The organism is Agromyces rhizosphaerae, assembly GCF_027925245.1.
GTDB classification, from domain to species: Bacteria; Actinomycetota; Actinomycetes; order Actinomycetales; family Microbacteriaceae; genus Agromyces; species Agromyces rhizosphaerae.
This window is the reverse complement of record NZ_BSDP01000001.1, coordinates 1,506,767-1,530,401: the sequence shown is the minus strand read 5'-3', so window position 1 is coordinate 1,530,401 and position 23,635 is coordinate 1,506,767. Positions and strand designations below refer to the sequence as shown.

Annotated in this window: 20 protein-coding genes; 9 read left to right on the top strand and 11 right to left on the bottom strand. The window is 74.0% G+C overall.

All coding sequences use genetic code 11. The features are described 5' to 3' along the window. Window positions 1-63: 63 nt before the first annotated feature. The 5 genes from mobA to nirD form a co-directional block, all read right to left on the bottom strand. Window positions 64-765: a molybdenum cofactor guanylyltransferase gene (gene mobA, locus QMG39_RS07180; RefSeq protein WP_281883516.1), complete on the bottom strand. Its 702-nt coding sequence runs from the start codon at window positions 763-765 to the stop codon at window positions 64-66. 259 nt (window positions 766-1,024) lie between these two features. Beyond that, window positions 1,025-2,797: an FAD-dependent oxidoreductase gene (locus tag QMG39_RS07175; RefSeq protein ID WP_281883514.1), complete on the bottom strand. Its 1,773-nt coding sequence runs from the start codon at window positions 2,795-2,797 to the stop codon at window positions 1,025-1,027. Then, window positions 2,794-4,944, bottom strand: a complete 2,151-nt coding sequence (locus QMG39_RS07170) for a molybdopterin oxidoreductase family protein (protein ID WP_281883512.1) — start codon at window positions 4,942-4,944, stop codon at window positions 2,794-2,796. The genes QMG39_RS07175 and QMG39_RS07170 overlap by 4 nt, the downstream gene beginning before the upstream one ends. Before the next feature lie 102 nt (window positions 4,945-5,046). Beyond that, window positions 5,047-6,471, bottom strand: coding sequence for an MFS transporter (locus tag QMG39_RS07165; protein WP_281883510.1), 1,425 nt, complete (start codon window positions 6,469-6,471; stop codon window positions 5,047-5,049). A 100-nt stretch (window positions 6,472-6,571) separates the two neighbouring features. Further along, window positions 6,572-7,672 (bottom strand): nitrite reductase small subunit NirD, encoded by a 1,101-nt coding sequence (nirD, locus tag QMG39_RS07160; RefSeq protein WP_373878312.1) that lies wholly within the window; start codon window positions 7,670-7,672, stop codon window positions 6,572-6,574. A 315-nt stretch (window positions 7,673-7,987) separates the two neighbouring features. Here nirD and nirB point away from each other — a divergent pair, with 315 nt between their 5' ends. From nirB to QMG39_RS07140, 3 genes are read left to right on the top strand one after another with little or no spacing between them, the layout of a single operon-like run. Then, a complete protein-coding gene (gene nirB, locus QMG39_RS07150) occupies window positions 7,988-10,672 on the top strand; it encodes a nitrite reductase large subunit NirB (protein ID WP_281883507.1) in 2,685 nt (894 codons plus the stop codon). Window position 10,673: 1 nt separating this feature from the next. Further along, a complete protein-coding gene (gene cobA / locus QMG39_RS07145) occupies window positions 10,674-11,735 on the top strand; it encodes a uroporphyrinogen-III C-methyltransferase (protein WP_281883505.1) in 1,062 nt (353 codons plus the stop codon). Window positions 11,736-11,752: 17 nt separating this feature from the next. Then, window positions 11,753-13,042, top strand: a complete 1,290-nt coding sequence (locus tag QMG39_RS07140) for a uroporphyrinogen-III synthase (RefSeq protein ID WP_281883503.1) — start codon at window positions 11,753-11,755, stop codon at window positions 13,040-13,042. A 28-nt stretch (window positions 13,043-13,070) separates the two neighbouring features. Here the strand turns inward: QMG39_RS07140 and QMG39_RS07135 are convergent, their stop codons facing one another. The 3 genes from QMG39_RS07135 to QMG39_RS07125 are packed head-to-tail and all read right to left on the bottom strand — an operon-like array spanning window position 13,071 to window position 14,358. Next, window positions 13,071-13,475, bottom strand: a complete 405-nt coding sequence (locus QMG39_RS07135; RefSeq protein ID WP_281883501.1) for a VOC family protein — start codon at window positions 13,473-13,475, stop codon at window positions 13,071-13,073. Window positions 13,476-13,479: 4 nt separating this feature from the next. Further along, the gene (locus QMG39_RS07130; protein WP_281883499.1) at window positions 13,480-13,959 is read right to left on the bottom strand and encodes a helix-turn-helix transcriptional regulator; all 480 of its coding nucleotides are present in this window, start codon (window positions 13,957-13,959) and stop codon (window positions 13,480-13,482) included. A 9-nt stretch (window positions 13,960-13,968) separates the two neighbouring features. Beyond that, a complete protein-coding gene (locus tag QMG39_RS07125) occupies window positions 13,969-14,358 on the bottom strand; it encodes a DUF1294 domain-containing protein (protein ID WP_281883497.1) in 390 nt (129 codons plus the stop codon). Between the two features lie 41 nt (window positions 14,359-14,399). Here QMG39_RS07125 and QMG39_RS07120 point away from each other — a divergent pair, with 41 nt between their 5' ends. The 3 genes from QMG39_RS07120 to QMG39_RS07110 all read left to right on the top strand — a co-directional run bounded on the left by QMG39_RS07120 (window position 14,400) and on the right by QMG39_RS07110 (window position 16,805). Beyond that, window positions 14,400-15,320: an EamA family transporter gene (locus tag QMG39_RS07120; RefSeq protein WP_281883495.1), complete on the top strand. Its 921-nt coding sequence runs from the start codon at window positions 14,400-14,402 to the stop codon at window positions 15,318-15,320. A 70-nt stretch (window positions 15,321-15,390) separates the two neighbouring features. Then, a complete protein-coding gene (locus QMG39_RS07115; protein WP_281883493.1) occupies window positions 15,391-15,993 on the top strand; it encodes a DUF2087 domain-containing protein in 603 nt (200 codons plus the stop codon). Further along, window positions 15,990-16,805: a maleylpyruvate isomerase N-terminal domain-containing protein gene (locus QMG39_RS07110; RefSeq protein WP_281883491.1), complete on the top strand. Its 816-nt coding sequence runs from the start codon at window positions 15,990-15,992 to the stop codon at window positions 16,803-16,805. The genes QMG39_RS07115 and QMG39_RS07110 overlap by 4 nt, the downstream gene beginning before the upstream one ends. Window positions 16,806-16,875: 70 nt before the next feature. On the opposite strand, the gene QMG39_RS07105 is transcribed toward QMG39_RS07110, so the two are convergent. Further along, window positions 16,876-18,393, bottom strand: coding sequence for a leucyl aminopeptidase (locus tag QMG39_RS07105; RefSeq protein ID WP_281883489.1), 1,518 nt, complete (start codon window positions 18,391-18,393; stop codon window positions 16,876-16,878). Window positions 18,394-18,576: 183 nt separating this feature from the next. Between QMG39_RS07105 and QMG39_RS07100 the strand changes: the two genes are divergently transcribed. The 3 genes from QMG39_RS07100 to QMG39_RS07090 all read left to right on the top strand — a co-directional run bounded on the left by QMG39_RS07100 (window position 18,577) and on the right by QMG39_RS07090 (window position 21,762). After that, a complete protein-coding gene (locus QMG39_RS07100) occupies window positions 18,577-20,142 on the top strand; it encodes an SLC13 family permease (protein WP_281883487.1) in 1,566 nt (521 codons plus the stop codon). A 4-nt stretch (window positions 20,143-20,146) separates the two neighbouring features. Beyond that, on the top strand, window positions 20,147-20,761 hold the full coding sequence (locus QMG39_RS07095) for a DUF2510 domain-containing protein (RefSeq protein ID WP_281883485.1): 615 nt from the start codon (window positions 20,147-20,149) through the stop codon (window positions 20,759-20,761). A gap of 74 nt (window positions 20,762-20,835) precedes the next feature. Then, on the top strand, window positions 20,836-21,762 hold the full coding sequence (locus QMG39_RS07090; RefSeq protein ID WP_281883484.1) for an oxygenase MpaB family protein: 927 nt from the start codon (window positions 20,836-20,838) through the stop codon (window positions 21,760-21,762). On the opposite strand, the gene QMG39_RS07085 is transcribed toward QMG39_RS07090, so the two are convergent. Both QMG39_RS07085 and QMG39_RS07080 read right to left on the bottom strand, forming a co-directional pair. Next, window positions 21,744-22,298 carry a GNAT family N-acetyltransferase gene (locus tag QMG39_RS07085; RefSeq protein ID WP_281883482.1) on the bottom strand — a complete coding sequence of 185 codons (555 nt, stop codon included), beginning with the start codon at window positions 22,296-22,298 and terminating at the stop codon, window positions 21,744-21,746. The genes QMG39_RS07090 and QMG39_RS07085 overlap by 19 nt on opposite strands. Before the next feature lies 1 nt (window position 22,299). After that, a complete protein-coding gene (locus QMG39_RS07080) occupies window positions 22,300-23,496 on the bottom strand; it encodes an AI-2E family transporter (protein WP_281883479.1) in 1,197 nt (398 codons plus the stop codon). Window positions 23,497-23,635 lie beyond the last annotated feature (139 nt).

Sequence of the window (23,635 nt, the reverse complement as noted above, 5' to 3'; positions counted from 1 at the left end):
CGGCGGGCGTCGTCCACGGGTGGAGGGACGGCCGGGTGCGAGGGGCGCGTGGCGGCGGTCGGCTCAGGGCGGCGGATGCCCCGGAGGGAGGTCCACGTCGAACTCGGCGGCATCCGCGGCGGTGTCGAGATCGCGCAGCTGCGCGGCCGGCAGCGGAAGCTCGCGCAGGTCGAGCGGCTCGATGAGGCGGCGGAGCGGGAGGCCGTCGAGCGGTCCGTCGGCCGAGAGTGCGCCGATCGCGCTGCGCAGGGCCGCGCCGTCGTAGATCGCGAGGAGCGGTTGCCGGCGGCCGTCGGGGTCGATGGTGATCACGCCGTCGGCGGGAGCGCCGCGCGGCGGAAGCCCGGGCGGCGTCGAGCCGAGCGAGGCGGTTGACCCGGGCGAGGTACTCCCGGGTGCGGCGGGTGCTCCAGGGCGGTCCGCCACCGCCACGAGCGCGGCGACGGCGGCGGCCGGGTCCACGAGGTCGCCCGCGAGCAGCACGATGCGCGCGGCGCCGGCCGGGAGGGCGTCGAGGCCGGCGGCGATGGCGGGGACGGGGCCGCCGAGGGGCGGGTCCTCCCGCACGAGGGCATGCGCGCCCACGTGGGCCGCGAGCGAGGGCGGGCCGACCACGACGATGTGCGCGGCATCCGCCACCGCATCGAGCACGCCGGCGAGCAGCGTGCGGTCGTTCCGTACGAGCAGCGGCTTCGCGACCCCGCCGAGCCGCGAGCCGCGCCCGCCCGCGAGCACGATCGCGTCGTACGCGTCAGCCCCGCTCATGCCGCAACCCTACGAGGCGGGGCTGCCGTGCGAAACGTAGGACTCGATGGGCGACACGCGGGGGTGGGGCTGCGGCGCACCGCGAATCTCCTACGGTTCGCACGCGGCGGTCGCGCCGTGGTGACGAAACGTAGGACCCGATGGGCGACACGCGGGGGTGGGGCTGGGGCGGACCGCGAATCTCCTACGGTTCGCACGGGGTCGGGCGGGGGCGAGGAGGGCGAGGGGGGCGAGAGGGCTGCCCGGTGCGAGCGGCGGGTCAGGGGACCGGGACGGCCGGCGCGGCCTCGGGGGTGCGGGCGATGAGCTCGGTGATGCGGCCCTTGCAGCTGCCGCAGCCGGTGCCGGCGCGGGTGGAGCGGCCGACGCACTCGACCGTGCGGTCGCCCGCGGCGGCGGCCTCGGTGATGCGCTCGACCGTGACGCCGTTGCACCAGCAGACGGTCGCGTCGGGGGCGAACGGGTCGGTGGTCGCGACCACGCCCGCGTCGTCGGAGTCGAGGCGCAGCAGCACGCTGCGATCGGCCGGCAGCTCGCTGCCGCGCTCGAACAGCAGGGTGAGCTCGGCGCCGGTGCGGGGCATCCCGACCGCGACGAAGCCCTCGAGCACGCCGCCCCGGGTGACCATCTTCGCGTACGCGCCGTGCGCGGGGTCGGCCCAGACCGTGACCTCGCGCGGGGCGGGGGCGTGAATTGCGCAGCCGGGGGAGTGCACGCGGTCGGTGGACCCGTCCGTATCGGCTGACTGCGCCGACCCGTCCGGAGGGGTGGTGGGCGAGGCGGCGGTGCCGATGGGCTGCGACGCGGTGCCGGCAGTCGGCTCGAATTCGTCGTCGAACGGGTCGGCCGACACGTCGCCGCCCGACACCACGTCGACGCCCTCGGCCTTGAGCATGACGACCGCGGGGCGTTCCTCGGCCAGCGGCATGCCGGCCGGGTCGCCGCCCGTCGCCTCGGCGGCGAGCCGTGCGGCCAGGGCGTCGGCCTGGCGCCACCCGGGCCCGATGAGTCCGGCAGGCCCACCGCCGACGCGCCCGTCGGGTCCGGCCGAGCCGCGAGCGGCGACCTGGGCGCAGTCGCCGATCGCGAAGACGGCGGGGTCGGTCCAGCTGCGCAGCTCCTCGTCGACCAGCACGCCGCGCTCGATCGCGAGGTCGCATGAGGCGGCGAGCTCGACACGGGGCGCGACCCCGCACGAGAGCACGAGCAGGTCGCCCGGCACCTGCTTGCCGTCGGCGCACTGCAGCGCCTCGAAGATGCGCTCGCCGTGGTGCCCGTGGCGGAACAGCACCTCCTCGGCGCGCGAGTGCGGCAGCGTGAGCGTGCCGCCGGCGCGCGCCGCGCGCGCGAGCAGCCGGCCGGCGCCGTGGTCGAGGTTGCGCTCCATCGGCACGTCGCCGTGGTGCACGACCACGACCTCGGCCCCCTGCTCGGTCGCCGCCAGCGCGGCCTCCATACCGAGCACGCCCGCGCCGAGCACCACGATCCGCTTGCGACCGGCGACCGCCGCGCGCACCGTCTCGGCGTCGTCGAGGTCGCGCAGGGCGACGATGCCGGTGGGCAGCGCGCGCTCGCCGCGGTCGAGTTCGGCGGCGGTCGCGGCGCGCGCGAGGCGGTGGCGCGTCGTGCGCTCGAGTCCGACGAGCGTGGGCACGTTCGCGCGCGCACCGGTCGCGAACACGAGCCGGTCGTAGGGCACGCGGGTCTCGTGGTGGGTGCGCACGACCTGGCGCGACCGGTCGATCGCCACGACGGCCTCGCCGAGCCGCACGTCGACGCCGGCGGACCGCGCGGCCGCCGTGTCGATCACGTCGAGCCGCTCGCGCGAGGCGCGCCCGACGGCGTACTCGCCGACCAGGACGCGGTTGTACGCGTCGTGCGTCTCGGCGCCGAGCACGGTGAGGGCCACGGCACCGGATGCCACGGACGGCAGCAGCTCCTCGACGAAGCGGGCGCCGACCGGGCCGTAGCCGATCAGCACGACGCGCGTCGGCGTGTGGTGCGGAAGCGTCGGGGCGACGTGGGTGCTCATGCGGGGACCTCCTGCGTGGCATCCGCTCGCGTCACGGTGACGAGCGTGCGCTTGAACTCGGGCATCGACGAGATCGGGTCCACCGCGCGCTCGGTGAGCAGGTTGGCGCACTGCTCGCCGGCGAAGTGGAACGGGAGGAAGACGGTGTCGAGGCGGATGCCGGTGGTGACCTCCGCCCGCGCCCGCACGAGGCCGCGGACGTTCGCGACCTCGATCGCATCGCCCTCGGCGATGCCGAGCCGGGCCGCGGTCGACGGATGCAGCTGCGCGGTCACGTGGGGCCGGGCGCCCAGCAGTTCGGGCACCCGGCGCGTCTGCGCGCCCGACTGGTAGTGCTCGAGCAGGCGGCCGGTGACCAGCGTGAGCTCACCGCCGTGCTGGCCGAGCGGCTCGCGCACGCGCGGCGACACGGCGACCATGCGGGCGAGCCCGTCGGGGTGCGCGAAGCGCTCGCCGAACATGCGCGGGGTGCCCTCGGACCCGGGCGGGAACGGCCAGTGCGCGGCGATGCCGGTGTCGAGAAGTGCGTGCGAGAGCCCGGAATAGTCGGCCTTGCCGCCGGCCGATGCGCGGGCGAGCTCGTCGAACACCTCCGCGGGCTCCGTCGACCAGGTGCCCGGCGCGCCGAGGCGCTCGGCCAGCTCGCGCATGATCCACAGTTCGCTCCGCGCCTCGCCCGGCGCCTCGATCGCCCGGCGGCGGCGGATCACGCGCCCCTCGAGCGAGGTCATCGTGCCCTCCTCCTCGGCCCACTGCGTGACCGGCAGCACGATGTCGGCGAGCCGCGCGGTCTCCGACAGCACGAAGTCGCTCACGACGAGCAGGTCGAGCGCGCGCAGCCCCGCGCGCACGGCGTCGACGTCGGGCGCCGAGACCACGACGTTCGACCCGTGCACGAACAGGCAGCGGATGCCCCCGGGGCGACCGAGCTCGTCGAGCAGCGCGACCGCGGGCACGCCCGGGCCGGGGATGATCGAGGGGTCGACGCCCCACACGCCGGCGACGTGGGCGCGCGCGGCGGGATCGGTGATCATGCGGTAGCCGGGGAGCTGGTCGGACTTCTGCCCGTGCTCGCGGCCGCCCTGGCCGTTGCCCTGGCCGGTGAGGGTGCCGTAGCCCGAGCCCGGCTTCCCGACGAGCCCGAGCACGAGCGCGAGGTTGATGGCGGCGGTCGCGGTGTCGGTGCCGTCGACGTGCTGCTCGACGCCGCGGCCGGTGAGGATGTAGGTTCCGCGCCCGTCGGCGAGGCGCCGGGACACCTCGCGCAGCTGTGCGACCGGCACTCCGGTGACCTGCTGCACGCGCTCGGGCCACCAGGCGTTGGCGCTGCGGCGCACCGCGTCGAACCCGGTCGTGCGGGCCGCGAGGTAGTCGAGGTCGGCGAGGCCCTCGGTGATGACGATGTGGGTGAGCCCGAGCAGCACGATCAGGTCGGTGCCCGGCGCGGGCGCGAGGTGGACGCCCTGGCCCTCGTCGGTCAGCTTCGCGGTCTCCGAGCGGCGGGGGTCGACGACGATGAGCCCGCGGTCGCCGCGCGCGCCCTGAAGGTGGCCGATGAACGGCGGCATCGTCGCCGCCACGTTCGAGCCGAGCATGAGGATGGTCGAGGCGCCGTCGAGGTCCTCGACCGGGAACGGCAGTCCGCGGTCGAGGCCGAAGGCCCGGTTGCCCGCGGCGGCGGCCGACGACATGCAGAAGCGGCCGTTGTAGTCGATGCGGCTCGTGCCGAGCGCGATGCGCGCGAACTTGCCGAGCTGGTACGCCTTCTCGTTGGTGAGGCCGCCGCCGCCGAACACGCCGACCGAGTCGGCGCCGAACCGGTCGCGGCTGTCGCGCACGGTGTCGGCGATGCGGTCGAGCACGGTCTCCCAGGAGGCGGGGGCGAAGGATCCGTCCGGCTGCCGGACGAGCGGCGAGGTGACCCGGTCGTCCACGTCCAGCAGCTCCGCGGAGGTCCAGCCCTTCTTGCAGAGGCCGCCGCGGTTGGTCGGGAAGTCGCGACCGGCGACGGTGAGCGGCAGGCGGCGGGCGCCGGCCGGGGCGGCGATGTCGATGGGCGGGGTGCCGCTCGAGGCATCCGTCGGCGTGAGGGTCATCGCGCACTGCAGCGCGCAGTAGGGGCAGTGGCTGTCGTGCGACTCGGTCACGGCCGTTCCCCTTCCCGTCGGGTGCTGCGGATGCTACGTGGCGATGATGTCGGCGGGGTTTCGGTGGGTCGGGCGGGGGCGGACCGCCCGACCCACCGGGTCTCAGATGCGGGTGCCCTGCTTGCGGGCGCCGTAGACGTAGACCACGGCGGTGAGCACGAGCATCGCGGCGTAGAACCACACGAACCAGCTGAGGCCCGTGGTGTAGTCGCCGAAGTTGGTCTTCGACGCGCCGAGCAGCTGCGGGATCGCGAAGCCGCCGTAGGCGCCGACCGACGAGATGATGCCGAGTGCGGCCGCCGCCTTCCGCTGCGAGCTGATGTCGCCGGCGGAGTTGTGCGCGTCGGTCGAGCCCGCCTTGAGGGCGAACACCGTCGGGATCATGCGGTAGGTCGAGCCGTTGCCGACGCCCGAGGCGGTGAACAGCAGCAGGAACAGCCCGAGGAACAGCCAGAAGTTGTTCAGCGGGAGGGTCCAGATCACCGCGAGGGCGCCGAGGCCCATGACCGCGAACGACACGATCGTGATCGACGCGCCGCCGAACCGGTCGGCGAGCTTGCCGCCGTACGGGCGGGCGAGCGAGCCGACGAGGGCGCCCATGAACGCCAGCGTGAGCGTCGCCCCGCCGACCGCGAAGGTCGAGTAGTCGGGGAACAGGTCGGCGATGAGCTTCGGGAAGACGCCGGCGAAGCCGATGAACGAGCCGAAGGTGCCGATGTAGAGCACCGACAGGATCCACAGGTGCGGCTCGCGCAGCACGGCCAGGGTCGCCTTGAGGTCGGCCTTCGCGCTCGAGACGTTGTCCATGCGGTAGTACGCGCCGGCGACCGCGATGAGGATGAGCGGCACCCAGATCCAGCCCGCGAGCGGGAGGTTGAGCGCGACGCCGGCACCGATGGTGATGACGATCGGCACGATGAACTGGGCGACTGCCGCGCCGAGGTTGCCGCCGGCCGCGTTCAGTCCGAGTGCGTACCCCTTCTCCCGCTGCGGGTAGAAGTAGGTGATGTTCGCCATCGAGCTGGCGAAGTTGCCGCCGCCGAAGCCGGCGAGGGCCGCGATGGCGAGCATCACGCCGAACGGCGTCTCGGGGTTGCCGACCGCCAGGGCGAGGCCGATCGACGGGATGAGCAGCAGCGCGGCCGAGATGATCGTCCAGTTGCGGCCGCCGATCTTCGGCACCATGAACGTGTACGGGATGCGCAGGGTGGCGCCGACGAGCGCCGGCATCGAGATGAGCCAGAAGATCTGGCCGGTCTCGAACTCGAAGCCGGCAGCGGGCAGCGAGACGACGACGATCGACCAGAGTTGCCAGACGCAGAACCCGAGGAACTCGGCGAAGATCGACCAGCGCAGGTTGCGCGAGGCGATCGCCTTGCCGCCGTTGTTCCACTGGCCGGCGTCCTCCGGGTCCCAGCCGTCGATCCAGCGGCCGGGGCGGTGGGTGAGTTCGGCGCCCGCGGGCGCCTCGGTGACGGGGGCGACGTCGCTCTCCGGTGCGAGCGTGCCCGGTGCGGGTGCGTTCATGATGGGTCTCCTGAGCGGTGAGGTGGTGCCGGTGGATGAGTGGTGGTGTGCGGTGTTTCCGTGGGGCGTGGACGACGGGAGGTAGGGGCCCGTCGCCCGGTCAGGCCGTGCTCGTGGCGGCGAAGCGTTCTGCGACGATCGCGACGAGCTCGGCGGGTGGGGCGTCGCCGTCGGTGAGGAGCGGCGAACTCGTGGCATCCGCCCCCGCCTCGGCGGCGAGGGTGGCGAAGTATCCGGGCGCGAGCAGGTAGCTCGCGACCACGACGCGGCCGGGCGCGGACTCGCGGGCGGCGGCGACGGCGTCGGGCACGCGGGGCTCGGCGGCCGAGATGAACGAGACGGTCACCTCGCGGCCGATGCGGTCGGCGAGCAGCGCGCCGGTGGCGTGGCAGTCGTCGACCGCGCGGGGGTCGCTCGAGCCGGCGGCGGCGAGCACGACAGTGTCGTCGTCGCCCAGGCCCGCCTCCTCGAGGCGGCGCGCGAGCACGTCGGCGAGGCGCGGGTCGGGGCCGAGGGCGCCGGAGACGGCGACGTCACGGGGAGCGGATGCCGCCCGGGCGGGCTCTGCCACCGCGGCATCCGCCGTCTCGGCGAGGTCGTGGTAGACGTGGTACCCCGCCGAGAGGAGCAGGGGCACGATCGTCACGTCCTGGTCGTCGTGCACGCCGTCGATCACCGTCGGCACGTCGGGCTCCTGCACGTCGACGAAGGCGTCGGCCACCACGAGCTCGGGGCGGGCGGTGCGCACCGCGTCGACCAGGGCGGCGACCGCGCGCTGCCCTGCGGCATCCGACGTGCCGTGCGACGCGGCGACGAGCGCGCGGGTCGGAGCGACGGCGATGACGTGGTCGGCGTCCTCGTGCACCTGCCAGGTCGGCAGGCGCAGGTCGGGGTTGGTGAGGCACTCGCCGGTGGCGAGGTCGAAGACGTCCTTGTGCAGCGGCGAGGCGATGGTCGGACGGCCGCCGCGCGAGCCGACGATGCCGCGCGAGATGACGTGCGCGCCCGTCGCCGGGTCCTGGTTCGAGACGGCGAACAGCCGGCCGTCGGGCAGGAGGAAGAGCGCGACCTGGCGGCCGTGCACGAGGGCGGCCTCGCCCCAGAGCGGGGTGAGGTCGACGCGGCGGCACACGGTCGTCCAGCTGGTCGGGGCCGCGGGGCGCGACGGTGCGGCGGCGATGCGCGGGTCGGTGATCGTCACGGTCGTCTCCCTCCTTCGTGTCGGCCCGGCGAGGTGCCGGAGCGTTCGGTGCGATGCCGACAACCGTAGGAACCTCGTGTTTCGGGCATTCGCGCCCCGGCGTGAACGCCTGTGACGAAGTGCTCACCCGGCGCTCGGGGCCGTGTGAGGTCGCCGTCACCGTGTGTCGCGCGGCTCACAGCGGGGGCAGGCCCGCGTGAGGAAACCGTCACGTCTCGTTACGCGAGGGCAATCCGGGCGGAACGGGCGAACCGTAGCGTCGCTGACACGACGCGCCACCCCGACCGACCTCTTCCCCGCACGTGAGGAGCCCCCATGGCCCAGGCAGACCCCGCCGGCGACGCGCCCCGTCACGTCATCGTCGTGGGCGGCGGCCCTGCCGCCCACCGCTTCACCGAGGCGCTCGGCTCCAGGCTCGACCCCGCCGCACCCGAGCTGCGCATCACCGTGCTCGCCGAGGAGGTGCACCGTCCCTACGACCGCGTCGCGCTCTCGAAGCGCCTCGACGACGGCGAGGTCGACCTCACGCTCGGCGACGCCGGCTTCTGGGAGCGGCCGGGAGTGACGCTCCGCACCGGATCGCTGGTGGCCGAGATCGACACGGATGCAGGTGAGGTGGCGCTCGCCGACGGGCAGCGCCTCGCCTACGACGAACTGGTGCTCGCCACCGGGTCGAACGCGGCCGTGCCGCCGATCCAGCACGCCGAGGCCGGGCGGGTGTACCGCACCCTCGAGGACGTCGCCGACCTGGTCGCCGAGATCGGCGAGTTCGCCGAGCGCCGCGGGCGGCCGGCGAACGTCGCCGTGGTCGGCGGCGGGCTGCTCGGGCTCGAGGCCGCGGGCGGCGCCGCCCGGCTCGGGGCGCGCGCCTCGGTCGTGCACTCGGGGAAGTGGCTCATGTCGGCGCAGCTCGACGAGGGCGCCGGGCAGGCGCTCGGTCGCATCATCCACGGATCGGGCATCGAGCTGCACCTGGGGCAGCGCCCGTCGGCCGTGCTCACCTCGCCGACCGGCACCGTGCTCGGCCTCGCGCTGCCCGACGGCGGCGCGGTGAACGCCGACATCGTCGTCTTCTCCATCGGCATCACCGCGCGCGACGAGCTCGCCCGCGCCGCGGGCATCGACATCGCGCCCCGCGGCGGCATCGTGGTCGACGACCACTGCGCGACCAGCGCCCCGCACGTCTGGGCGATCGGCGAGGTCGCCGCGATCGACGGCCGCTGCGTCGGCCTCGTCGCCCCCGCGAACACCATGGCCGAGGTCGTCGCCGACCGCATCTGGGGCGGCGAGGCCGTGTTCCCGGGCGTCGACGACGCCACCAAGCTGAAGCTCGCCGGCGTCGACGTCGCGAGCTTCGGCGACGCGATGGCCCGCACCGAGGGCGCGCTCGAGGTGGTCTACGCCGACCCGGCGCGCGGGCTCTACCAGAAGCTGGTCGTGAGCGAGGACGCCAAGACCCTGCTCGGCGGCATGTTCGTCGGCGACGCCGAGCCGTACACGGCGCTGCGCCCCATGCTCGGTCGCGAACTGGGTGCCGAGCCGGGCGCCTACCTCTCCGCAGCGGGCGCCGAGGCACCGGCATCCGCCGAGCTGCCCGACGACGCACAGGTCTGCTCGTGCAACAACGTCAGCGCCGGGCACATCCGCGGCGTCATCGCGGGCTCCGAGGGCGAGGCCTGCACCGACCTCGGCTCCCTGAAGGCCTGCTCGCGCGCCGGCACCCAGTGCGGGTCCTGCGTGCCGCTCGTCAAGAAGCTCCTCGAGACCGAGCTCGAGAAGTCGGGCATCGAGGTGTCGAAGGCGCTCTGCGAGCACATCGAGCTGAGCCGCGCCGAGCTGTTCGAGTCGGTGCGCATCCTCGGCCTGCGCACCGCCGACCAGGTCATGGAGCGGTTCGGCACCGGCCTCGGCTGCGACATCTGCAAGCCAGTCATCGCATCGGTGCTCGCGACGCAGACCAACCGGTACATCCTCGACGCCGACACCGCGGTGATGCAGGACACCAACGACCGCGCGCTCGCGAACATGCAGAAGGACGGCACCTACTCGGTCGTCCCGCGCATCCCGGGCGGCGAGATCACGCCGGCGAAGCTCAAGGTCATCGCCGAGGTCGCCGAGGAGTTCGGCCTCTACACGAAGATCACCGGCGGCCAGCGCATCGACATGTTCGGAGCGCGGCTCGACCAGCTGCCCGAGATCTGGCGCCGGCTCGTCGACGCCGGCATGGAGTCGGGCCAGGCCTACGGCAAGAGCCTGCGCACCGTGAAGAGCTGCGTCGGCTCGACCTGGTGCCGCTACGGCGTACAGGACTCGGTCGGCATGGCCGTGTTCCTCGAGGAGCGCTACCGGGGCCTGCGCTCGCCGCACAAGTTCAAGCTCGGCGTCTCGGGCTGCGCGCGGGAGTGCGCCGAGGCGCGGTCGAAGGACATCGGCGTGATCGCCACCGAGCTCGGCTGGAACCTCTACGTCGGCGGCAACGGCGGCTACCAGCCCGCGCACGCGCAGCTGCTCGCGGGCGACCTCGACGACGAGACCCTCGTGCGCTACATCGACCGCTACGTCATGTACTACGTGCGCACGGCCGACCGTCTGCAGCGCACCGCGCGCTGGCAGGAGGACCTGCCGGGCGGGCTCGACCACGTGCGCGAGGTGGTCTGCGACGACTCGCTGGGCATCGCCGCCGAGCTCGAGGCGGCCATGGCCACGCACGTCGGCACCTACCGCGACGAGTGGGCGGCGACCCTCGCCGACCCCGAGAAGCTCAAGCGCTTCCGGCCGTTCGTGAACGCGCCCGAGACCGGCGACCCGTCGGTGCTGCGCGTGCCCGAGCGCGGGCAGTCGCGGCCGGCCACGCCCGAGGAGCGCCGCACGCTGATCGCGGGGGCGTCGATCCCGATGCGTCCTCGGATGACGGGGGCGGATGCCGTCGAGGCATCCGCCAGCCCTACCATCGACACCGTTCCCGCGCCGGCCGACGGCGCGATCCCGGGAGGGCGCTGAGATGCACGTCGAACTCGACCTGGCCGGACTGACCGTGCTCGTCGTCGGCCGCGCCGACCGCACCCGCCGCGCGCGGGCGCGCTACACCGCCGCGGGCGCTCGCGTGCTCGAGGTGCTCGGCGAACACGCCGCGGCCCGGCTCGAGCAGCCGCTCGACGCCGCGCACGTCGACGTGCTCGCCTGGGTCGACGGCACGCCGGCCGAGCGCGAAACGACCGTCGCCCTGGCCCGCTCGATGCGGCTGCCGGTGCTGACGGATGCCCCGGTCGAGCCGACGCCACGCGGGCACGTGACCCTGGTGGGCGGGGGCCCCGGCGACGCCGAGCTGATCACGCTCGCCGGCCGCCGCGCGCTCGCCGAGGCCGACGTCGTGCTGCACGACCGCCTCGGCCCGACCGACCGCATCGACGAGTGGGCGCCGGGAGCGGAGCTCATCGACGTCGGCAAGACGCCGGGCCACCACGCCGTGCCGCAGCGCGAGATCGAGCGGCTGCTCGTCGCGCGCGCCCTCGAGGGCCTGCGGGTCGTGCGCTTGAAGGGCGGCGATCCGTTCGTGTTCGGCCGCGGCGGCGAGGAGGTGCACGCGTGCCGCGTGGCCGGTGTGCCCGTCACGGTCGTCCCCGGGGTCACGAGCGCGGTGTCGGTGCCGGGCGCCGCGGGCATCCCCGTCACCCACCGCGAGGTGAGCCGTGCGTTCACCGTGGCGTCCGGACACGTGCCGTTCTCCGAGGAGGAGCTCGCGCACCTCGTCGGGCTCGGCGGAACGCTCGTGGTGCTCATGGGCGTCGGCACGCTGCCGCACCTGGTCGCAGGTCTCCGCCGCCACGGCATGGCCGCCGAGATGCCGATCGCGATCGTCGAGCGCGGCTTCAGCGCCGGGCAGCGCACGACCGTCTCCGACCTGGGCGGCATCCTGCACCGGGTCGCCGAGGTGCGGCCCGCCTCGCCCGCCGTCATCGTGGTCGGCGAGGTCGTGCGAGTTCCCGAAACATTCGGGTGCGAGGATGGGCGCCCTGAGACATCCGATGCCGTCGCGAGCGTGATCGCCCGGCTCGGCACCTGACACCGGAGGGCGCGCCCATGACCGACGCACCTGTCCCGCCCTCCGCCGCACGCGACGCGTCGGCCGGCGTGGCCGCCGCGCCTCCCGCGCCGACCGCGCCTCCCGCGCCGACCTGGGAGGACTCGCACGGCCGCGCCCGCGCGGACGCCCCCGGCGCAGACCTCACCGGTCGCGGCAGCGCCGACACGGGCCCGGTCGCCGCGTTCCGCGCCGACCAGCTCGAGGGCTTCCGCATCGGCGTGACGAGCGACCGCCGCTCGGCCGAGCTCGTCGCGGCACTCGAGCGCCGCGGGGCATCCGTGCTGCACGCGCCCACCATCCGCATGACGGGCGCGCGTGACGACGCCGTGGTGGTCGACGAGACCCGGGCGATCATCGACGCCCGGCCCGCGGTGCTGCTCGCGACCACCTCGTACGGCATGCGCCGCTGGTTCGAGGCTGCGGATGCCGCGGGGCTGGGCGACGAGGTGCTCGACGTGCTGGGCGAGGCGCGCATCCTCGTGCGCGGCCCGAAGGCGCGCGGCGCGATCCGCGCGGCCGACCTCGACGACCACGGCATGAGCGAGCGCGAGACCACGGCCTCGCTCGTCGACCTCGTGCTGCGCGACGACGTCGACGGGCAGGCGATCGCGGTGCAGCTGCACGGCTACACCGACAGGGCGCAGCTCGAGCGGCTCACCGCCGCGGGTGCGACCGTCTACCCGGTGGCGCCGTACCGCTGGCAGGCGCACGACGACCAGGCGCGCGTCGCGAAGCTCGTGGACGCCGTCTGTTCGGGGGCGCTCGACGCCGTGACGTTCACGAGCGCGCCCGCGGTCGAGGCGCTGTTCGAGGCCGCCGACGGGCTCGGGCGGCTGGAGCCGATGCTCGCCGCGTTCCGGGAGTCGGTCGTCGCCGCCGCGGTGGGCCCGGTGACCGCGCAGCCGCTCGTCGAGGCCGGCGTGCTGCCGATCGCGCCCGACCGGTTCCGCATGGGCGCGCTCATCCGCCTCGTCTGCGAGCACCTCGAGCAGAAGAACGTGCTGCGCCTGCCGACCGAGGCAGGCGTCGTCGAACTGCGCGGTCGCCTCGTCGTGCTCGACGGCGAGCGCATCGAACTGAGCCCGGTGGGCCTGGCGCTCTTCCGCACCCTGATGCGTGCCGAGGGGCGCACCGTGTCGCGCGCCGACCTGGCGCGATCGACGCCCGAGCCGCTCGACGACCACGCGGTCGACGTGGCGCTCAGCCGGCTGCGGCAGGCGCTGCCGCGCCCCGGCGTCGTCGCGACCGTGATCAAGCGGGGCTACCGCATCTCGGTGCCCACCTGACCGGTTCGGAACCGACCGGGTCGCGGCGTCAGACGGCCTGCGCGATGCGGATCGTGTTGCCCGACGGGTCGCGGAACGCGCAGTCGCGCGGGCCCCAGCCCTGGTCCATCGGCTCCTGCAGCACCTCGGCGCCCGACGCGCGCACGCGCTCGAACGCGGCGTCCACGTCGTCGTCGGCCAGCACGACCCCGTGCAGCACGCCCTTGGTGAGCAGCATCTGCAACGCGTCGCCGTCGGCCTGCGAGCGGCCCGCGTGCGGGTCGGAGAGCACGATCTCGAGGCCGGGCTGCTTGGGGGAACCGAGCGTGATCCAATGGTGGCCGCCCGACTCCACGTCGTTGCGCACCTCGAAGCCCAGCGCGTCCCGGTAGAACGGCAGCGACTCGACGGGGTCGTTCACGGTGATGTCCACGTACTTGACTGCGATGCCCATGTGGTCACGGTACGCCCGCGGGCGTCGCGGTGCCTTCTCCGATCGTGCTCGACGGGGACGGGCGAGCGGATGCCTCGGGCACACGCGGCGCCCGCTGCGGCCGGGTCGTGAACATCGCCACGCACGTCGGCATCGACTGCTCGGCAGGGTGGTCGCGCCGGCGGTAGGCGCTCGGCGTCTCGCCCACGATCTCGGTGAAGCGGGTGCTGAACGAGCCCAGCGAGGTCGCGCCGACCGCCATGCAGGCATCCGTCACGCTCGCCCCGTCGCGCAGCAGCGCCATCGCGCGCTCGATGCGCCGGGTCATGAGGTACGCGTACGGCGTCTCCCCGTAGGCCGCGTGGAAGCGGCGCGAGAAGTGCGCGGGCGACATGAGCGCCGCCGCGGCCATCGACGGCACGTCGAGCGGTCGGTCGTACTCGCGGTCGATCAGGTCGCGTGCCCGGCGCAGGTGCGCGAGCTCGGCGAGCTCGTCGGGTGACATGGCTCGACGCTAGCCGAGCAGCAGGCAGACCGCGACGAACGCGAGGACGTTCAGCACCACGGTGATCCAGAACGGAACCCGGAACTCGCGCTTCACGGTCTTGTGCCGCAGCACCTGCTGGGCGACGATCGCGCCCGGCCAGCCGCCGACGAGGCCGGCGGTGAGCAGCGTGGACTCGGGGATGCGGCGGCGGTCGGCGCGCGCGGCGGACTTGTCGACCGCGTAGAGCACGAACGCGACGACGGATGCGACCGCGTAGACGACCCCGAGCCAAGCGGGCGCGCCGACCGTCAGGGCGAGCACGACCCAGAGCACGGCGAACAGCGCGAGGGGCAGGAACGCGGCGGGCTGCACGCCGTTGCGGCGGCGCGAGCGCGGGCTGGGTCGGGTGGTCGGCACCCGTGCATCGTAGCGGGGCCGCGGACGCGTATCGTCGAGCCGTGGGCACGGGGGAGCAGGCGGATGCCGCGCAGCGGCGCAGGCGCCTCGCCGGTGCGGGCACGCAGCTCGGCACCGAGTTCTCGATCAATTTCGGGTCCTCGCTCGCCGGCCTCGTGATCCCCGTCGTGGGCTCGTTCGTGGTCGTCGCCGTGCGCCAGGTGGTGATGGTCGCGGTGGTGCTCCCGTTCTACCGTCCGCGCCGGGCGTCGCTGACGTGGCGCCGGCTGTGGCCCGCGATCGCGCTCGGCGTGGTGCTCGCCGTGATGAACCTCGCGTTCTACGAGTCGGTGCACCTGCTCGGCCTCGGCGTCGCCGCGACCATCGAGTTCCTCGGGCCGCTCGGACTCGCGCTCGTGACCTCGCGCCGATGGCTCGACGTCGCCTGCGCGCTCGCCGCGGGCGCGGGTGTCGTGCTGCTGCTCGGCCCCGGGGCATCCGCCGCCGGGGAGATCGACCCGTGGGGCGTCGCGCTCGCGCTCACCGCCGCGGTGAGCTGGGCGCTCTACATCGTGCTCACCCGACGGGTCGCGGTGGGCCTGCCGGGGCTCGAGGGGCTCACGGTCGCGAGCATCGTGAGCCTTGCGCTGCTGCTGCCGTTCGCCGTCGTCACCTTCGACGCGGGCGCGATCGACTGGCGCGTGCTCGGCCTGCTGCTCGGCGTCGGCGTGCTGTCGTCGGCCCTCCCGTACAGCCTCGACACGTACATCCTGCGGCGGATCACCCCGCGGCTGTACGCGATCATCACGAGCCTCGGCCCGGTGATCGCGGCCGGGTTCGGCTGGCTGGTGCTCGACGAGTCGTTCACCCTGCTCGAGGTCGTCGCGATCGTCGTCGTGTGCGGGGCGGCCGGCACCGCGATCGCGACGCAGCGCGAACGACCGAAATCGGCCCTCGAGCGCACCGCGGAGACGATTCCGTAGCCGTCGGCGCAGATGCGAAGCGCCGGGGGAGGTGACGGATGCTCCGGTATCGGCGCGGCACACTGGGCACATGATCGTCGGAAGCCCGGACTGGCGCCGCGTGGTGGCGATGCTCGTGGAGGACGACCGCCGCGCCGCCTTCGCGATGGCCGTGCTCGGCAGCACGCGCGCGGAGGTCGAGGCGAGGCTCGGCGAACGCCGGGCGACCCGGGCGCTGCGCGCGCTCGCCGAGGTGGCGCTCGTCGCCGAGGACGCCGACGGCGTGCTGAGCGCCGACGGCGCCGTGTTCCACGACCTGCTGCACGGTTCGGCGACCGCCCGGGCGACGAAGGGCCCCGAGCGGTTCCTCCGCGGCGGGCGCATCGCGCAGTACCCGGCGAACTCCTCCGACCGGCGGGCGCTGCTCGAGCTCATCGTCGATCGCGCGATCGGCACCAACGAGGTGCTCGACGAGCGGGGGGTGAACGAGCGGCTCGCCGAGTTCACCGACGACGTGGCGCTGCTGCGCCGATCGCTCGTCGACGCGGCGCTGCTCGAGCGCACGCGGTCGGGCTCGGAGTACGCCCGGCCCGCCGCCGACGTGCCCGGCGACGCACGCCAGGCGGGTGCGCGGGTGATCGACCCCGCGACCGTGACCGGCCCGGCCGACTCCGCCGGGGCACGCACGGCATGACCGGCATCCTGCGCCGCGAGATCGAGGCCGCCGCCGCGCCGGCGTTCGCGCGCGCCACGCGCACCATGTCGGAGGCGTTCGGGGCCGAGGCGGAGGGGATCGACCCGGCGGCGCCGGTGCAGTCGGCGATCTGGCCCACGGCGGGGGAGATGATCGACCACCTCGGGCAGATCCAGCGCTGGGCGACCGAGGTCGTGCGCACCGGGCGGGCGGCCGATCGTGCGGCGCACGCGCGGCCCGAGGCATCCGATCGCATCGCCTGGTACGCCGAGGGCGCGGCGGGCCTCGCCGACGCGCTGGACCGGACCGACCCGGCGCGCGAGTGCTGGACGTTCCTCGGCACCGGCCGCACCGCGTTCTGGAACCGGCGCATGGCGCACGAGGCGCGAAAGCACCTGTGGGACCTGCGCACCGCGCTCGCGCCCGCGCCGCACGTGCCCGAGACCGGCGGGCCGGCGATGCTCGCCGACGCGATCGACGAGCTCTACGCGGTCTTCCTCACCCGCACGCTCGCCTCGACCGGGCTCGACCCGCTGCCCGGCACGCTGGTGCTGCGCTCGATCGACGTGCCCGCCGCGTGGACCATCACGCCGGACTGGGCGGTCACGCGGCACCCGACCGCCGAGGCGACCTCGGTCGGCGATGCCGCAGGAGACGGGCCGGATGCCTCGACGGTCCTCCGCGCGGCGCTCGGCGACCTGCTGCTGTTCGTCTGGGAGCGCGCCCGCCCGAGCTCGCTGCCCGACCGGTTCCGGGTGCTGGGCGACCCCGCGACGGTGGTCGCGTACATGGCGTCGCCCGTGCACCCCTGACGCGCGCGCGGCGGCGCGACGTCGACGGGATGCCCCGGGGCGGACGCGCCGACCCGGGGCATCCGCTCGCCTACTCCGCGGGGGGCGTGAAGGTGCGTGCGACCTCGACGAGGGTGCGCGTGCCGAAGCCCGTCGCGCCCTTCGAGCGCCACGACTCGTCGGAGTCGACCGACATGGTGCCGGCGATGTCGAGGTGCGCCCACGGCGTATCGCCCGCGAACTCGGCGAGGAACAGCGCCGCCGTCGTCGCGCCCGCGTAGCGGTTCGCGCCGATGTTCGACAGGTCGGCGATGTCGGACTCGAGGAGCTTGCGGTACTTCTTCTCGAGCGGCAGCTGCCAGAGCGGCTCGTCGGTGGCGCCGGACGCCTCGAGCAGCGCGTCGACCACGGGCTGCGAGGTGCCGAGCACCGCGGCGCGGGACTGGCCGAGCGCCATGAGCGCGGCGCCGGTGAGCGTCGCGATGTCGATGATCGCGTCGACGCCCTCCTCGGCCGCGAGCGCGATCGCGTCCATCATGACCAGGCGCCCCTCGGCGTCGGTGTTCTTGACCTCGACGGTCTTGCCGCCGCGCGCCGTGAGCACGTCGCCGAGCTTCGTGGCCGAGCCCGACGGCATGTTGTCGGTGCACATCATCCAGCCCGTGACGGTGGCGGATGCCCCGAGCTCGCGCAGCGCGGTGAAGGTCGCGAGCACGTTCGCGGCGCCGCCCATGTCCATCTTCATGAGGGCGTGCATGCCGTCGGACGGCTTCAGGCTGATGCCGCCCGAGTCGTAGGTGATGCCCTTGCCGACGAGGCCGAGGTGGCCGGTCGACTCGCCCTCGGGCGTGTAGGTGAGCTTCACCATGCGCGGCTCGAACGCCGACCCGGCGTTCACGCCGAGGAGGCCGCCGCAGCCGAGCTCGATGAGCGCCTCCTTGTCGAAGACCTCGGCCTCGAAGTCGAAGCGACCGGCCAGCTCGACGGCGACGTCGGCGAGGTCGGCCGCGGTGAGGTGCGCGGGGGGCGCGTTGGTGAGGTCGCGGGCGACGGCCGCGGCGCGGGCCGCAGCGATGCCGGCGCCCACGCCCGCGGGGCCGGCCTCCAGGCCCTCGGCGGCGAGCTGGAGGCGCTCGATCGCGACCTCCTTCGGGGTCGCCTTCAGCGCGGCGAAGCGGTAGCGGGCCAGCAGTGCGCCCTCGGTGAGCGCGCGGGCCGAGGTCTCGGCGTCGACGCCGGCGAGCGAGGCCACGCGGATGCCGAGCGCGGCCTGCTTGGGCACGGCGCGCACGAAGGCGGCGGCGGCGTCGCGGAGCGAGGCATCCGTCTGCTCGTCCGCAGCGCCCGCGCCGACGGCCACGAGGGTCGGGCCGGTCGGCTGGGGGAGCACGAGGGTCTGGCCGGCCTTGGCCTCGAAGCCCACGCGGGCGAGCGCCTCGCGGTCGAGGGCGACCTCGGGCACGTCGCCCTCGGTGTGCACGAGGATGCCGATCGCGTCGAGCGACGAGTCGAGCTCGTCGACGACCTGGACGTCGACGGCGTCGTACTGCGCGAGCGAGGGGACGGGGGTGAAGTCGGCGGGGATGAGCCGAATCGGGTCACGGGTCATGCGGGGTCCTCCATCACGCCCGTCGCGGCGGTTCCACGCGGGCGACCATGACACCCTAGTCCGGGCGGCTGGGCGATGGCGCATCGCGGTGCCGTGCGATCGTGCGACGGGGAACGTGCCGACGCGGCATCCGATCGCCCGACCCCCTCGTGCGAGCGCGGTCCGGCTCGCTACGCTCTGACCATGGACCCGGTCGCATGGACCATGATCATCCTGGCCGCCGCGGTGGTCGCCTTCGTCACGAACCGGGTGCCCATCGTCGTCGTCGCGTTCGGCGTCGCGCTGTCGCTCTGGGCGACCGGCGTGCTGACGCTGAACCAGTCGCTCGCCGGATTCGGCGATCCGACCGTGCTGTTCATCGCGTCGCTGTTCGTGGTGGGCGAGGCGCTCGACACCACCGGCGTCACGGCGTGGGCGGGCCAGCAGGTGATCGGCCGGGCCGGCACCAGCCAGGTGCGACTGCTCGTCGTGGTCTCGGCGCTCGCCGCGGTCATGTCGGCGCTCATCAGCGTGAACGGTGCGACCGCCGCGCTGCTCCCGCTCGTCGTGGTCGTCGCCGCGCGCGCCGGGCTGGTGTCGTCGCGCATGCTCATCCCGCTCGCGTTCGCGGCCAGCGCCGGGTCGATGCTCGCCCTCACCGGCACGCCCGTGAACATCATCGTGTCCGACGCCGCCGAGGCCGCCGGAGAGCGGCAGTTCGGTTACTTCGAGTTCGCGCTCGTCGGCGTTCCGCTCGTGGCGGGCACCATCCTGATCATGGTGCTGCTGCGGAAGGTGCTGCCCGAGCGGCACCCGCAGTCGATGGCGAAGGACCTCGGCGACTATGCGGCGACCATGAAGGAGCACTATCAGCTCCGCACCGAGGCGATCGAGATGCCGCTGCTCGGGGCCGCGCACGGCGCGGTCGAGGTGATCGTCTCGCCACGGTCGTCGCTGATCGGCGCGCGGGTGTTCCCCGGCATGACGATGCCCGACGGCGATGTGGTCGTGGTGGCCGTGCGGCGCGGGGCCGACGACCTGGGCGCGACCGACGAAGAGCTGCGCGCCGGCGACACGCTGCTGCTGCGCGGCGGCTGGCGGGAGTTGCGCGACCTCAGCCGCGGGGGCGATCTCGTGGCGGTCGACTCGCCCGACCTGATCCGCCGCACGGTCGCGCTCGGCACGGGTGCGAAGCGCGCGATCGGCATCCTCGCCGGCATGGTGCTCGTGCTCGCGACCGGGCTGATCCCCGCGGCGGCCGCCGGACTGCTCGCGGCCGGGGCCGCGATCCTGCTCAAGGTGGTGAGCGTGCCGCAGGCGTTCCGCAGCATCTCGTGGACCACCGTGGTGCTGGTCGCGGGCATGATCCCGCTCGCCACCGCCTTCACCGAGACCGGCGCGGCCGACATGGTCGCGAACGGCGTGCTCGCCCTCGTCGGCGACTCCGGCCCGCAGCTCGCGCTGCTCGTGCTCTGCGTGCTGACCTTCGTGATGAGCCAGCTCATCTCGAACGCGGCGACCGTGCTCGTGGTCATCCCGATCGCCACCTCGATCGCCACGACGTACGACGTCTCGGTGATGCCGTTCATGATGGCGCTGACGGTCGCGGGCGCCGCCGCGTTCCTCACTCCGGTCGCGACGCCGGCGAACGCCATGGTGCTCGAACCGGGCGGCTACAAGTTCGGGGATTACTGGAAACTCGGACTCCCGCTCTCGGTATTCTTCGTCGCGATGGCCGTGCTGTACGTCCCACTGATCTGGAGGTTCTGACCCCGTGAGCGAACCCACCACGCACGTCCTCCCGAAGCCCGGCTGGTACCCCGACCCGAACGGCAGCGGCCGCCGGCGCTGGTGGACCGGCCTGGGCTGGAGCGACAAGTACGCCGAGGCGGGGCAGCTGGGCGGGCTCTCGCGCAGCATCTCGTCGTCGAAGCAGTCGCTCTACGGCGAGTGGATCTGGCTCGTGGTGGCGCTGCCGTACGTGCCGATGCTCGGGCTGTTCCTCGTCGACTGGACGCAGTACTTCGCGCTGGCCACGTCGCCGAACCCCGACATGGTTGAGCTCGCGCCGGTGCAGCTGTTCACCGACCCGGCGTACCTGTTTCTGCTCATCTCCGGCTTCGTGGTCCCCGTGCTGGTGATCGCGTTCGCGGCGGCAGATCGCGCCAGGCTGCGCCGCCTGGGGCTCCAGCAGCCGTTCCACTGGGCCTGGACGCTGGTCTCCGTGCTGGTCTACGTGATCGGTCGCAGCGTGGTCGTGCACCAGGCGGCCGGAAGGGGTGGCCTCGCGCCGATCTGGGTGCTGCTCGGGCTCATGGTGCTGAACGTCGTGGTCGCCGTGCAGTTCACCCTCTGGATCCTGCAGATCGTCTACGTCGCGCTGTTCTGAGGCGCGTCGCTCGACACCCGGATGACGTCCCGCGCCTGAGGCCTCGGGGACCCGCCGCCGGGGTACGGTCGAGTATGGCCGGTCGCGGCGGACCCGACGCGTACGGCGGGTCGACGCGCTGGCGCCCGGGGCGCACGGGGCGGCGGAACCCGCCGGCCTGGAGCCGCGCGCTCGCCGAGGGCGACGACGCCGGGTTCTTCGGGCCGGGCAGTGCCGTGTGGGCGGTCAACGGCGCGCTGCCGACGCTGGTCGCGGGCATCCGCGCCCTGCTGCTCCAGACGCTGCACCCCGGCGCGATGGCCGGCGTGGCCGACTGGTCGCGCTACCACGAGGACCCGCTCGGCCGCCTCGACGGAACGGTGCGCTGGATCGCGGTCACGACGTTCGGCGATCGAACGGCGGCGACGGATGCCTCGGCCTTCGTCTCGCGCCTGCACGACCGCGTGCGCGGCACGTACGTCGACGCGTCCGGTGTCGAACGCGAGTACTCCGCCGGCGACGAGCACCTGCTGCGCTGGGTGCACGACGCGTTCACCGAGGCGTTCATCGGCGCGCACCTCACCTGGGGCGGGCCGATCCCGGGCGGGCCCGACGCGTACGTGCGCGAGTGGGCGACCGCGGGCCGGCTCATGGGCGTGACCGACCCGCCCGAGTCGCTCGCCGCGTTGCGGGCCGAGCTCGATGCGTTCGCCGCCGAGTCGAAGTACGACGAGCGCGTCGCCCACGCGGTCGGCTGGCTGCGGCACCCGAAGCTGCCCGGCCTCACCGGCGCGCTCTACCCGATCTTCTTCGGCGGGGCCGTGGCGTCGCTGACCGACGAGCAGCGGCGGATGCTCCGCCTGCGGCGCCCGCGCTGGCCCGCGATCACCGCGACGCGCTTCCTGCTCTGGGGCCTGCGCATGACCGCCGGGAAGTCGCCGAGCGAGGAGGCGGCCAGGCAGCGGGTCGCCCGACTCGCGGCATCCGCCTCGGCACCTTCTCCTCAGGCGTCGACGGGCTGAGCGGGCACGTCGCGCAGGTCGACCGACCAGGCGCGCACGCGCACGGTGCCGCCGCGGCGGCCCGGGTACTCCTGCTCGCCCTCGTCACGGAACCCGAGCCTGCGACAGAGCGCGTTCGACGGCAGGTTCTCGACCATCGGGAACGCCACGAGCAGCGCGCGCTCCGGAGTGCGGTGCGCCGCCGCATCCGCCACCAGCAGCCGCATCGCGCGGGTCGCGTACCCGTTGTCCTGGTAGGGCGTGTGCACGCTCCAGCCCGACTCGAACACCGGCCGGCCGTGCCACTCGTCCTCCCAGTAGCCGACCGAGCCGACCGGGTCGGGCACGCCCTCGACCTCGATGCGGAACATGCGGGCGTCGCCCGTCTCCCACGCCCGCAGGTACCTGGCGTGCCGCTTCAGCAGGGTCGCGTGCGACTCGGGGCCGCCGAGGTACTGCGTCATGCGCCGCGTGTTGCTGTGCACGAGCACGGGGAGGTCGTCGGTCGACCAGCGCTCGAGGCTGAGGACCGGCTCCCGGTGCGGCGCGGCGGGCATGTCACTCCGCCTCGGTGCCCGCTTCGCCGGGTGCGGCGGCGGATGCGCCGGGGTCGGGTGGCGGCGCGGTGCCGGCCGGCTCCGGGGCATCCGTGGCGTTCCAGGTCTTGATGATCGCCCACGACACGGCGGCGATCGGCACCGACAGGATCGCGCCCACGATGCCGCCGACGATCGTGCCGGCCGCCAGCGCGACCAGGATCACGAGCGGATGCAGCTTCAGCGACTGCGCCATCACGACCGGCTGCAGGAAGTTGCCCTCGAGCTGGTTCACGCCGATCACGATCGCGATCACGATGAGCGCGGCGATCGGGCCGTTCGCGACCAGCGCGATGAGTGCCGCGAGGGCGCCCGCGACCGTGGCGCCGACGAGTGGCACGAACGCGCCGATGAACACGATGACGCTGAGCGGCAGCCAGAGCGGCACCTGCAGGATCGCCAGGCCGATGCCGATGCCGATCGCGTCGACCGCGGCGATGATCGCCGTGCCGCGGATGTAGCCGCCGAGCACGGTCACGCCCGTGCGCCCGACGCGGCGCCCGCGCGCGAGCGCCTCGCCCCGGAACGGCGTCAGGAAGAACTCCCAGATGACGTCGCCGTCCTTCAGGAAGAAGAACAGGATCACGATGCCGAGCACGAGGCCGGTCACGACCTGCGCCGCGGCCGAGACGCCGGCGATGGCGCCCGACCCGAACTGCGCGCTCGTCAGGAAGTCGACCACCCAGTCGAAGGCCTCGTCGATGGCGGACTGGTCGATCGGCAGCGGCCCGTCGAGCACCCAGATGCGCAGCTCGTCGAAGCCGTCGAGCGCCGAGTCGTAGAGCTCGTCCCACTGGTCGCGCACGGCGAAGACGATCGCCGTGATGAGTCCGCCGAAGACGAGGATGCCGCCGAGCAGCGTGACCCAGGCCGCGAGGATCGGCGCCATGCCCACCCGCCGGAACCAGCCGACGAGCGGCGCGGCCGCTGCCGCGAGGATGACCGCGAGCAGCACCGGGATCACGACGAGCTTCAGCTGCACGAGCCCGATCACCACGAGCGACACGATCACGACGATCGCGAGCAGCTGCACCGCGCGGATCGACCAGCGGCCGAGGTGGTCGGTCCAGAGGTCGCTCAGGGTGGGGCGGTCGGATGCGTCGGAGGCATCCGCTCGCCCCGCCGGCGCCGCGGTGGTGGTCGTGTCGTCGTCGCTCATCGGGCCTCCCTCGTCCGGCGCGCTCGCCTTCACCCCATCACACCCGTTCGCGGGGCGCGAGGGAAGGGGTGGCGCGAGTCGGATGCTCCGATCCGGCGCGGCGGGGCTGCGGCGGCCCCGTTGCATCCGCCCGGCTCGT